Annotated in this window: 16 protein-coding genes; 4 read left to right on the top strand and 12 right to left on the bottom strand. The window is 55.8% G+C overall.

Annotation, left to right across the window (positions count from 1 at the left end; all coding sequences use genetic code 11):
• Positions 1 to 52 precede the first annotated feature (52 nt).
• From KP808_RS24725 to KP808_RS24715, 3 genes are read right to left on the bottom strand one after another with little or no spacing between them, the layout of a single operon-like run.
• Positions 53 to 967: an ImmA/IrrE family metallo-endopeptidase gene (locus KP808_RS24725; protein ID WP_230017127.1), complete on the bottom strand. Its 915-nt coding sequence runs from the start codon at positions 965 to 967 to the stop codon at positions 53 to 55.
• 17 nt (positions 968 to 984) lie between these two features.
• On the bottom strand, positions 985 to 1,296 hold the full coding sequence (locus tag KP808_RS24720; protein WP_024667575.1) for a hypothetical protein: 312 nt from the start codon (positions 1,294 to 1,296) through the stop codon (positions 985 to 987).
• Positions 1,297 to 1,305: 9 nt separating this feature from the next.
• The gene (locus KP808_RS24715) at positions 1,306 to 1,542 is read right to left on the bottom strand and encodes a colicin E3/pyocin S6 family cytotoxin (RefSeq protein ID WP_074844158.1); all 237 of its coding nucleotides are present in this window, start codon (positions 1,540 to 1,542) and stop codon (positions 1,306 to 1,308) included.
• Between the two features lie 505 nt (positions 1,543 to 2,047).
• Here KP808_RS24715 and KP808_RS24710 point away from each other — a divergent pair.
• From KP808_RS24710 to KP808_RS24700, 3 genes are all read left to right on the top strand, one after another.
• Positions 2,048 to 2,266, top strand: a complete 219-nt coding sequence (locus KP808_RS24710; RefSeq protein ID WP_024681392.1) for a hypothetical protein — start codon at positions 2,048 to 2,050, stop codon at positions 2,264 to 2,266.
• 161 nt (positions 2,267 to 2,427) lie between these two features.
• Positions 2,428 to 2,718, top strand: a complete 291-nt coding sequence (locus KP808_RS24705) for a hypothetical protein (protein ID WP_230017126.1) — start codon at positions 2,428 to 2,430, stop codon at positions 2,716 to 2,718.
• Positions 2,715 to 2,960, top strand: coding sequence for a hypothetical protein (locus KP808_RS24700; protein ID WP_005730142.1), 246 nt, complete (start codon positions 2,715 to 2,717; stop codon positions 2,958 to 2,960). Before KP808_RS24705 ends, KP808_RS24700 begins: the two co-directional genes overlap by 4 nt.
• 9 nt (positions 2,961 to 2,969) lie before the next feature.
• Here KP808_RS24700 and KP808_RS24695 read toward each other — a convergent pair whose 3' ends face one another.
• The 9 genes from KP808_RS24695 to KP808_RS24655 form a co-directional block, all read right to left on the bottom strand.
• The gene (locus KP808_RS24695; RefSeq protein ID WP_230017125.1) at positions 2,970 to 4,118 is read right to left on the bottom strand and encodes a site-specific integrase; all 1,149 of its coding nucleotides are present in this window, start codon (positions 4,116 to 4,118) and stop codon (positions 2,970 to 2,972) included.
• Entirely contained in the window at positions 4,115 to 4,327 is a 213-nt protein-coding gene (locus tag KP808_RS24690; protein ID WP_230017124.1) for a hypothetical protein, read from the bottom strand. Before KP808_RS24690 ends, KP808_RS24695 begins: the two co-directional genes overlap by 4 nt.
• Positions 4,328 to 4,403: 76 nt before the next feature.
• The gene (locus tag KP808_RS24685) at positions 4,404 to 4,637 is read right to left on the bottom strand and encodes a hypothetical protein (protein ID WP_230017123.1); all 234 of its coding nucleotides are present in this window, start codon (positions 4,635 to 4,637) and stop codon (positions 4,404 to 4,406) included.
• 72 nt (positions 4,638 to 4,709) lie between these two features.
• Positions 4,710 to 5,105, bottom strand: coding sequence for a hypothetical protein (locus tag KP808_RS24680; protein ID WP_230017122.1), 396 nt, complete (start codon positions 5,103 to 5,105; stop codon positions 4,710 to 4,712).
• Positions 5,106 to 5,127: 22 nt separating this feature from the next.
• A complete protein-coding gene (locus tag KP808_RS24675; protein WP_230017121.1) occupies positions 5,128 to 7,821 on the bottom strand; it encodes a toprim domain-containing protein in 2,694 nt (897 codons plus the stop codon).
• A complete protein-coding gene (locus KP808_RS24670) occupies positions 7,818 to 8,057 on the bottom strand; it encodes a hypothetical protein (RefSeq protein ID WP_230017120.1) in 240 nt (79 codons plus the stop codon). The genes KP808_RS24675 and KP808_RS24670 overlap by 4 nt, the downstream gene beginning before the upstream one ends.
• Positions 8,058 to 8,133: 76 nt before the next feature.
• Complete coding sequence (locus KP808_RS24665) at positions 8,134 to 8,499, bottom strand: hypothetical protein (protein ID WP_230017119.1); 366 nt, start codon at positions 8,497 to 8,499, stop codon at positions 8,134 to 8,136.
• Positions 8,496 to 8,975: a YmfL family putative regulatory protein gene (locus KP808_RS24660; protein WP_326839568.1), complete on the bottom strand. Its 480-nt coding sequence runs from the start codon at positions 8,973 to 8,975 to the stop codon at positions 8,496 to 8,498. Before KP808_RS24660 ends, KP808_RS24665 begins: the two co-directional genes overlap by 4 nt.
• Positions 8,976 to 9,004: 29 nt before the next feature.
• Entirely contained in the window at positions 9,005 to 9,205 is a 201-nt protein-coding gene (locus KP808_RS24655; protein WP_010204977.1) for a DNA-binding protein, read from the bottom strand.
• A gap of 180 nt (positions 9,206 to 9,385) precedes the next feature.
• Here KP808_RS24655 and KP808_RS24650 point away from each other — a divergent pair, with 180 nt between their 5' ends.
• Complete coding sequence (locus KP808_RS24650; RefSeq protein ID WP_230018979.1) at positions 9,386 to 9,673, top strand: transcriptional regulator; 288 nt, start codon at positions 9,386 to 9,388, stop codon at positions 9,671 to 9,673.
• The last annotated feature ends 79 nt before the right edge of the window (positions 9,674 to 9,752 follow it).

The following is a 9,752-nucleotide window of genomic DNA, read 5'->3' as shown; positions in this document are numbered from 1 at the left end:
ATAAATTGCTGCAGCGTAACCGGAGGAAAAATTATTTCAAGGCGAGGTTTCGTTACTGTTTACAGCGAAGCTTCAATTCCCTGACCCGCTTGATAACGTACTGCTCGAACAACGGATGATTCACTACAGCTTTGTATCGTTCGTAATTCGAGAACGCCCGATATACCGCACCGCAAATATCGTGCTCGCTTTCAGTTTTGTTTTTGTTGCAAGCGCCTGCCAAGATAGCGCTGATGCTATTAAGGTTCGCATGCATCCCTGTTTCGTTGAGTATATCGATATAAATTGCACGCCAAGGTCGCGGGTCAACCTCGTTGATCTCACGGCCTACAAACCACCAGCTAACAAAGCGCTGGCCATCAATTACGAACTCTTCGTGTCGGTTGTCCGCCATGAAGCAGTCTGGGCCAGCCAAGGCGCTCTGTGTGAGCAGTGAGGGGGCGGAGGGCGATCGTTGTCCATTAAGTACGCGTGAATCCCTATCAACCTGGGCGCAGATTATCGGCGTTGGCAAAGATCTGAATAATTTGTAGAACGTCGCCTCTCTGGATGCGCCCACGGTGTCTTGCACCTTACGAAAGTAGGCCTCGACGGTGTCGGCATTTTCAAACTGATCGACCAGCCAATCTGAAGGCATGAGCAATTCTGCAGCGAAGCGATTGGCTTCGGTTTCCATCTGCATGTAAGCAGCATCTGCCTGATGAGGGTCGATGTGCGAAATAATGGTGCCGGTGTGCCACGGGATAACGATGTGCCCGAGTTCATGGGCCAAGGTGAATTTACGACGTTTCGCCGGAGCTGATTCGTTGACCAATATTCGAGGTTTTTGTGTGCTGCCGATTCCGATGGTGATGCCATCGACGTCGTAGGGAATGTTCAGGTATTCGAGTTCGCCGTATTCGGTTGCAAGGGCGTCGAGGTCAAATGGGGGAAGCAGATTGCGTCTGGCCAGCACACGGCGCGCCATTTTTTCCTCTGGATACATCAGATTTTGCCAACACTTCGCAGCCAGGCTTCCACTTTGGTCGCTTCGGCTACTGAGCCTGCGCGAGCGGCCATTTTAGATCTGTCCTGTGCGAGCTCTTGCTCCAGAGAGGTGCCCCGTTTTCTGGCGGCTAACACGAAAGAAAGCACTGACGGGGTTGTTGCCCAAATTTGGTATTCCTCCCAGCTCATGCCGAGATACTCATGCAGCTCCACGTCTGCACCTTCGCGTCCTTCGTGCCAGTCCTCGACAAACTGATCGATTTCTTCTTCCAGTACGCTTCCTTCAAGGCAAAGCTCAATAAAACTCATATGAACCTCTCAGTTCGGTTTGATTCTTCGTCCGCGGACGGCGGGCTTCAAGGAAAGCCCCGTATCAGGGCAGACCGAGCCCAAATGGAAGCCGCGTCGGTCGAAAACTTCAAACTCGCCATGGAGCGAATCCCATGAATAGTATCGCTGCTCTACGGCATCAAAATAATACTTACGGCCACCTTCTACATACGCGACTCTGAAACCGCTGACAATAGAGGGATCGGGTCTCGGCTTGCCACCCATCCAACATTCCTTATCCTGACGCTGGGCTCGGCATCGCTGCCAATGAGCTGAAACTATAGCCCAAGCTGTTCGGGGTGAGTGGCTTCGGACGGTACTGATTGGTATCAAGAAATCGCAGATTGCTGTTTTGCGTTCAAAACGAAAAAACCCGCCAGAAGGCGGGTTTTTCGGGGTGGGCCAGAGATTTTGAAAGCTTTCTCTGGAACCTTGTATGGTGCCGGCACCAGGAGTCGAACCCGGGACCTACTGATTACAAGGAAGATGCTTTTAACTTATAGATCATAGGGTTACAGATATTTTTGTTACGTGGCGTATGCCTGAAATGCCTGAAATACCGCAGCCTATCAGCCGTTATTACGTGGTTGAAAACGCTAGTTTTTTGTCGGTTAGCGCTTTAAGCCGTCGAAGATAGGCATCACAACGAGTCCTGCCGACCACCACATAATGTTCCCAGTCGTTGAGTGTCTGTGCTAACAATGGGCCATCACTAAAAGGAGCTGTACCTATGGCCATAGAAGACATTAAGCAACTCAAGACGGTTAACCACGAAGGCCCAGCCCAAGTGCTACTCGATGCTGGTTGGATATTGCTCGCTGTGTGTGTTTGCCAGGACGGCGCGAATCAGTACGCCGAATACCACCTTGGGCACGCTGATAAAGCCGAACGGCCCACGATGAAAATCTCGCAGGAAGCGCTGGCTAAAGCGGCTGAGAAGAAACAGTAGACGCCGCGCTGCGAATAACGCGCCCTATGTTCAATCGCCCCCCACAGCAAGGCCCGCACCGGCGGGCTTTTTTGCGCCTGCTGGACACCAGCCCCCGGCTGTCTGGACTACCATTACCGACGCTCACGGTTTGGAGCATCACGCAGCGCCAGGAGGTCCTTGTGTCGTTACCCATCACTGCTCGGCAACTGAATGCCTTGAGAGCCCTGCAACGTGCCCTCCCTGAGCTGGGCGAGCTGGCGATGTCGATCGCCTTGGCGTTTGACGCCTCACGCACTGATAGCCCGGAACTGGCCAGGCTCATTCTGGAAAAGACCTGCCGCCGCATGGTCGCCGGTGAACCGGGCAGTCACGACGCGATGATTCACCACCTTGAGACCTTCGGTGACCTGAACTGTCTGTCGCCCCAACAGGTCATCAAGTTTACCGACCAGGTCCGGAAGCTCGCTTGATCATGCGCCAAGGTATTCAGGAAGAAGCATTGCGAGTGATGATCGAAGGCGGTGCCGTGCGTGACGTGCTGGTCAGTCGTCACGACGAAAAGTGGACACTGGCTGTGCGCTTGGGCGGTGCCGGCAGTCGCTGGCTGCCAGTACGCTCACGCCGCGAAGCGCTGCGTACCTGGGCCAGTCTGACAGCAATCGGCCGGTTCGCGGAATCGGCCGGGATCCGCGCCTTTCAGGTCGAAGTCTGACGCCTGGTGCTACGTCTGGGACGCATTGACCAGCGGGACGCTGAGGTCGTAGACGTCCATCATCGCCCCGTCCCGGTGACCGCTGGCCTCCTGTTTGTCCGCCCGGTTGCCGGCCGTGTCAGTAATACCCCGCCGCTTAAGGTCATGCAGCCCAAAGCGCTGCTCGGCCGTGATGGTCCCGTCCTCGATGGCCGAGGTGATGAACCGTTGCCAGGCGGTATCCAAACTGGTTTTGCGCAAAGCACCTCCATGGCTGGCCACGACGATGTAGCGCCGATCGGGACGAATCGGGATGACTGTTGATTTGCTGGTCCACACCTTGGCCCGGTAAGCCTTCGCCCCTTCCCAGGCGGCGCGCAGTCGCGGCGTCCAGCGGACTATGTTGTCCCGGCTGCCTTTGCGCCGGTTGGTCATAATCCCTTCGGCCAGTTCATGGGCATCGGTCAGGGTGATGGTCTCAATGCCCCGCAAACGGCACAGGTAACCAATCTCCATCACGTAGCTCAGGTACTCCGGACAGCCACCTTTCTCGTTCCGCGCCAATCGACCGAACGCCAAGGCGCGGTCGACCAGCGCTTCCATGACCAGGTGTTCCGGCAAACGCCGGCGTTTGCGCTCCACCGGCGCTTCAATACCCTGCGCCGGATTGGTGTCGAGGTAGCCCCGGTTGCGGCCCCACTGCAGGACCCGGCGCAGGTAGCGCAGCACATGCGCCGCTTTGGACGGCGTGCCCTCGTCGGCCAGGCGATCGACAATCCGCTGGATCAATGCTGCCGTGAATTTCTTCACCAGTAGATCCCCCACCGGTTTGCCCAGCCGGGTCGGGATGCTCAGCAGGACGTCCCGCGAGTAGCAGTAGTCGTTGTGAGTTTTGAGGCTGAGTTTCTTGTAGCGGTCGCTCAGGTGAAACTGCGTGCACACATAACGCAAGGTGCCTTGGTCGACCCCCGAGGTTTGCTCCATGATTTGATGCAGCTCGGCAAGGGTCACATCAGCCGGTGCCACATTGCGCCGGCGTTGTTTGCCGGTCTCGTCGTAATGCAGCGTGTACCAGACGCCGGCGTTGCGATGATCAAAGTAAATGGCCGCTGGGAGAGCGGCCTGATCGATGTGGGGGGGAATGTGCGGATTGTGCTTCCGCTTACGCGCTTTCCTCATAGGATGTTGGTGTCATAACGCTCTGAGGTTACGGGCTCCATGCCCGCAGCGTGGTGAATGAGATCCAGCGTCGTCCAAGGGCCTGTGCGGCCCCGGAACATGCGGATGCCCTGAGTGATCAGCGACCGTTCGACGTCGGATCGGCGCTGGTAGCCGGTGATGCGCTGCAGGTCCTCAAAGGTGAGGACGTTGCTTGTTGGGGAATTCATGTTTGCTCTCTACGGGAGGCAGCAACCAGGGGAGTGTAACGCCTCGCCCTGGTGCCAAAAGCCAGAACCTGGCGGCTCAATTACTGGGGGAGGGGGTGGTGAGAATCTGCGTCAGGACATGCTGGTCACTGGCGGTCAAATCGCCTTGGATCTGCGCCTGACTGGCCAGACTCTCCAGTCGACCGCGTGTGTCCGGGGTCTTCTGCACCAGGTAACCGATCAGTGCCGTACCGACCATAGCGATAGTCAGCAGGTTTTTGGGGGGTGTGCTAGCCTTTGAATCGCTGCTGCTTAGGTGTTTCGTCTTCATCGCCGTACTCCTGGTTGTGGTGGGTACTGGGGAGCTGCAACTCTCCAGTACCATTTACTTAAATCTCCGGTGTCAGTTAATCCGGTGATAGTTCTCGTCGCTTTTGAACAGCAGGTCTACGTCTTCCATTCGGTAGCATCCGCCTACACCGCCCTTAACGATGTAACCCGATGGATCAGCCTCAAATCGCACCGGGAAGGGATAGTCTTTTCCATACCGCATCCAGCCGATCTGGGAGGCATACTTGCTTGAAGCCTTAATTTTCGCGTAAAGCTGTTGACCCAACACCCGCGCTGGGTTCGGCCTCAGCCCCTCTAGGTATGCGTCAAACACCAGTTGAACTGTTTTGTTAACGAAGCATTCTCCGTCGTGACCCAAGTTCTTTGGATCGATCTTGTGAAACATCAGGTCTATAAACGTTTTAACGTTCAGTTGCTGTTCGAGACGTTGCTTGTCTTGCTCATGCATAGGTGTTTCCTCTGGGTGGTGATTAGGCAGCTTGGAAAATCCAGCACCGCACGGTTTTCGGCTTATCGGCGGCGTCGATGTCCCACGACGAACACACGTTGCGGTTCGTCTCGATAAATTTTGGGCACTTACTGGTTTTTAGGTGACGTTTGAGCTCGACCAGGTCCGGGACTTTCTGTCGTTTGTTCGCGGCTGCCTCGGCAAAGTCGTTCAGGTTTACGGCAATCAGTCCTTCATTGCGTGAATGGTTGAGCGCACCGGCGTGGCTGTTCAGGTACTCGTAGAGCTCCCAAAACTCAACGACCGTCGGATGATCAGCGTTGATTGCCAACTGTCGATCCTTGGCCATGCTCTGTACTTCTGCATGTGCTGCGTCAACCTGATGTTGCGGCAGCGGCACGACATGCACCAAGGCGTCGACCAGCGCGTGCAACTGCGCGTGATTTTTTGCAATACGTACCGTGCGGATCTCGGGAAGCTGCAGCAGTCGCTGTTCATACAGAGGCACACTCACCTTAACGGTCTGCATCACCTGCGCCTCTCTGGTCGTTGCCATCAACAGAAAGCCGCTCACCTTGTCGACCGGCATCTGCTCGAGCTCTTCCACCAGCAGTTTGGTTTTGGCTGTCTGGCCGTCTTTGGTCATGCCGACGTGTGCGATCCGCTGCAGGATGGGCTCCGAGGCGTTGACGGCATGGTTTTGGGCGAATACGAAAGCACCCCGGAACGGCGGTTCCCGCGTGTCATTACCGTTGTTCTTAACCCCGGTCGACCGGACGCTACGGCCGTTGTAAGCGGTTTTCAGCTCGTCCCAGTCGTACTGCTTCGTCGCGCTGCCATCGGTCTTTTCCCGTTCGGATTCGATCAGCACGACCGGAAGGTTGCCGACCTGGGCGAAGTTACGGGCGCGGGCGACGGGTGTGCCCTTGGATGGGTCAAAGCCTTCGTAGTCGAGGCGACCGAGCAACTTCCACAAAAACTCGATCAGCGTGGACTTACCTGCACCCGCTTCGCCGACCACCTCAAGAAACAGGTAGCTCTTTTGGTGTTGCCGGATCTGCTCCGCGAACAATGCTCCAAGCCAGTACGCCAGAACGACGATTCCTTTGGCCCCAAAGCACTGCCACAGAATGTCGAGCCAGCGTGTGGTGAACTTGTTCAGGTCGGTGTTGATGTTCAGCGTGACGGACTGACTTAGCGTTTTAATGCTCAGTTTCTCCATGTCGAAAAAGTCTTCCTCGTTCAGTTTGTAAACCTTGCCGTCACGCACGGCCACGTCGCCGTAAACGTAGGCACCGTGTTCGCGGGTGTAGCCGGTAAAGTCGATTGTCTGAACGGTCTTGAGAGCGTTTGTCTGCTCTTCAATGAACGCGTCCAGTTGCTGCGTGGTGCCGGTGAACATCCCACCGGGTGCGATCCCGAGCAGTCGTTTCTTGAACTCGGCGGACGAGGCGATCTGAGAGCTGGTAAAGGTGTTCTTGATCGGCGCGGCGTCGTGGGCAAACGTAATCCGGAAGTAGTACCAGGACTCGTCGGTAAGCTTGTTCTCCTGGTAGTACAGGGCCTTGGGGTTGCAGGTGGCGATTCGCTGAATCGCGCCACATTGCTGCATGGCTTTGGCTCGACGTTGCTTGTCGTTCAGTAACTGATCGTCCTGATGCTCGCTGTCCTCGAGGTCTTGCATGGCCCGGTTGAATTTCTCCAGGTCGAGCTTGAACCAGTAGAGGCGGTTACCGAACTCAAGGTGGAATTCACTACGGCGTTTCCAGTCGAAAAGTACCAACGCCTTTTCCGTTGCGTTATCGGCGATCAAGAGGGCACCGTGGTGCCTGGCAACAGTCAGATCCTTCTGGGTCTGCTCGGTCCGTTTGTCATCCTCGTCGATGGCCCACCAACGCTGGTGCAGATCGTTCCAGTCGACCTTGCGTCCGTCACGCTGGGGGATTTGGGCCGCCTCGCAGACAAAGCCCAGTTCTCGCGCCTGGCGAACCCAGCGTTTGGTGTACGCGTGTGCACCTGGCTCGTTGTCCAATGCCCACACCAGCTTCGGTAATTTGCCTTCACGGTCTTTGGCGAGGCGCTTCAATGACTCGTCAGGAAATGCATTGGACGACATAGCGGATACTGCTGCCACGCCGTGATGCACCAGCGCGATGGCATCAAAGATCCCCTCGACAATCCACAGCTCTTTGACGTCCAGCAGCTCGACAGACGGGGGGCACCACCACACGCCTTTGTAGCTTTCGCCTGGTTTGAAGCGCGCCTTCATTTTCCCGAACCGGGCAGGGCGGTCAATCAACCGCTCCCAGTAGCCACCTTTCTCTAGTGCGAAACGCACTGTGGCGCTGCCAGCGTCATGTTGTGACGAAAAGAAAGTGTCTTGGGTGAACCAGCCGGTGATCAACGACATGTCGAAGCTGCGGGCAAATTCCATGTAGGCGCGAGCCGTTGCGGTAGGGGCGTTATCGGTCGCGGGTGCGCGCTTGCTCCAATCCTCAAACAGGTCGTCGTAAATCTCTTTGACGTGCAGCGTGTGACCACACTTCTCCTGCCGACCGCAAATCAACTGCCACGGGCTGTCAAAGCGAGTGTAAAGCTCCTTTTTGTTGCACTTGGGGCAGGTACCGCCGCGCATATAGTTGGTAGATATGCGGCGCTTCAAGCCATAGTCGGATTGAATGCGCTGCAAAACGTCGTGGCGTAGATCGTCTTTCATAAATGCTTCACTGCTTTGAGGCTTTGGCTCAGGGCTGCCATAAGGCGTTTTTGCGCTGCCATAACAGGGACACGGGCGAGAATTGCGCCATGGCGTTGGCCGTCCGCTACAAAGCGGTATTGGTCGTCGTACCAGTATTCATTGAGCCTCAGGCGGTACTGTTCACGCAGTGCTTCAAGCAGTGCTTGAGCCTCTGCCTGCGGCAACTGAGCGGTGACGATCACGGCGTTGGCCATCGTTAAACCTCGAATTTGGGCGCAGCTCACCCATACCCACGATGCATGGGGTAGGGCTCGTTTGTGTTGGTTGGTGTTAGGTGTTGGCTACGCGGTAGCGGGTGCAGTCGATTGATCCGACGATGCGTTCAAATATCAGGCTGGCGGGGATCGCCCACGCAGTACCCGTTTCAGGATCAACGATGACGGCGTGCGTGGAGGTGCTGCCGGCCGTATCGATCCGTTGGCGATCACAGATAGCCGTAATGTCGCTGACGGCAAGATCAACGATCCGCGAGGCTATGTGATCAACCACGTTGAAACCGCTGGTTAGAAACAGGGTGGCCCGCTCACGCAGGTGATAGTCATACGTCAGGTGTTCGGCATGATGACGCTGCAGGAATTGCACCGCCGCTGCTTTCAGTACGTCCTGAAAATCCTTCACTGCAGGCGAGTTGTTCATTGCGGTGTCCCTGACTTGGCGCGGTAAAGGTCGATGGCTGCCAGCACTTCGGAGTGACGCGCTGCCATATGAAGGTTGTGAGCATTGAGAATGTGCTCTGCCTCGGTCTCACTGATGCAACCGTCTGCGAGTGCCTTGGCAATCTCCTGGTCGACGCAACCCCGCTTTGCTGCCGCTTGAATCGATAGGGCATACATTTCGACGTTATCCAATGTCTCAGGGTCAGCAACAGGGACGAATAAGCCGCCATACATTGAGGCGACGTAGTTTGGTAGGTGTTGTGTCCCTGCCTCTTGCTCAAGCTGGAACAGCTGAGCGTCCGTCAGCGGCCGGCTGTTGTTGTTCTCATAGGCGTGATTGTCGAACTTCTTTAACCCCAGACCGATTCGAGCGGCTGCGCACTCGCGTCCACCTGGATAACTGCAGATGATTGCGCTGACTACTTCGCGGCGCGTCTTTAGAACTGCTTTTTTCATGTTCTGCTTTTCCCTGCTGATCAGCGCCATTACTGTTCAATCACGCCGTCTTTGATACCCAGCAATACGGCGGCGCGATGTGCCTCCCCTCGGCGACCTTTTTTGCGACCGTGCAAGAGGTCGCTAACCAAGTTCTTGTTCAATTCGTGCTTTCTGCTGAACTCGGCAATGCTTTCACCTCGACGATCAAGGGACTCACGGGCTTGCTCGGGTGTGAGAGTGACGGGCATAGTGTTGGCTCGTGTGTGTTGGTGTGGGTTGGTGTTCGTACAGCGCCAATTATGACCAGTTAATTTGTCTTGTAAAGGGCCTTATGTTTGAAAAACTTGTCTTCGAGAGAGTTCTCGGATCTGAGCGCGGGCGAATGCTTGCGTGAAGAAAGGAATCGACTGGGTCTTAAACAAGAGGAAATGGCCCAAATTGGCGGGGTGACGCGGAATACCCAAGGAAGCTATGAGCGGAACGAGCGGCGACCCGACACCGGCTACCTGAAAGCCCTGCACGGCGTGGGTCTTGATGTTCTATATGTCGTGACAGGCGTTAGAAGTGCCCCAAGCATCACGGATATCTCCGAAAACGAAGCCGCCTTGCTTACGCGTGTCAGAGCTCTGCCCCTCCATGACCAAGAAACAGTTCATCGTATGGTTGACGCTCTGGGTGCAGTGGCTGAAAGAGACAGCGCAGGACGCTTGAAGTAATCGTTTAAAATTGTGTCCAACCACGGTTTTGGCTCTACAGATGCCGTCTACGTCCGCTCCGGAATTTACAGAATGGAGT

The organism is Pseudomonas savastanoi (assembly GCF_020917325.1).
Lineage (GTDB): Bacteria > Pseudomonadota > Gammaproteobacteria > Pseudomonadales > Pseudomonadaceae > Aquipseudomonas > Aquipseudomonas amygdali.
Note: the sequence above shows the minus strand (reverse complement) of the source record. Positions and strands in the feature narration are given on the sequence as shown.

Excerpts from the sequence above, each read along its gene's own strand:
- KP808_RS24655 (WP_010204977.1), bottom strand. The coding sequence starts at position 9,205 with ATGCCCGTCACTCTCACACCCGAGCAAGCCCGTGAGTCCCTTGATCGT.
- KP808_RS24695 (WP_230017125.1), bottom strand. The coding sequence starts at position 4,118 with ATGAGGAAAGCGCGTAAGCGGAAGCACAATCCGCACATTCCCCCCCAC.
- KP808_RS24650 (WP_230018979.1), top strand. The coding sequence starts at position 9,386 with ATGGCCCAAATTGGCGGGGTGACGCGGAATACCCAAGGAAGCTATGAG.
- KP808_RS24720 (WP_024667575.1), bottom strand. The coding sequence starts at position 1,296 with ATGAGTTTTATTGAGCTTTGCCTTGAAGGAAGCGTACTGGAAGAAGAA.
- KP808_RS24725 (WP_230017127.1), bottom strand. The coding sequence starts at position 967 with ATGGCGCGCCGTGTGCTGGCCAGACGCAATCTGCTTCCCCCATTTGAC.
- KP808_RS24660 (WP_326839568.1), bottom strand. The coding sequence starts at position 8,975 with ATGAAAAAAGCAGTTCTAAAGACGCGCCGCGAAGTAGTCAGCGCAATC.
- KP808_RS24665 (WP_230017119.1), bottom strand. The coding sequence starts at position 8,499 with ATGAACAACTCGCCTGCAGTGAAGGATTTTCAGGACGTACTGAAAGCA.
- KP808_RS24680 (WP_230017122.1), bottom strand. The coding sequence starts at position 5,105 with ATGCATGAGCAAGACAAGCAACGTCTCGAACAGCAACTGAACGTTAAA.
- KP808_RS24675 (WP_230017121.1), bottom strand. The coding sequence starts at position 7,821 with ATGAAAGACGATCTACGCCACGACGTTTTGCAGCGCATTCAATCCGAC.
- KP808_RS24690 (WP_230017124.1), bottom strand. The coding sequence starts at position 4,327 with ATGAATTCCCCAACAAGCAACGTCCTCACCTTTGAGGACCTGCAGCGC.
- KP808_RS24670 (WP_230017120.1), bottom strand. The coding sequence starts at position 8,057 with ATGGCCAACGCCGTGATCGTCACCGCTCAGTTGCCGCAGGCAGAGGCT.
- KP808_RS24715 (WP_074844158.1), bottom strand. The coding sequence starts at position 1,542 with ATGGGTGGCAAGCCGAGACCCGATCCCTCTATTGTCAGCGGTTTCAGA.
- KP808_RS24685 (WP_230017123.1), bottom strand. The coding sequence starts at position 4,637 with ATGAAGACGAAACACCTAAGCAGCAGCGATTCAAAGGCTAGCACACCC.
- KP808_RS24710 (WP_024681392.1), top strand. The coding sequence starts at position 2,048 with ATGGCCATAGAAGACATTAAGCAACTCAAGACGGTTAACCACGAAGGC.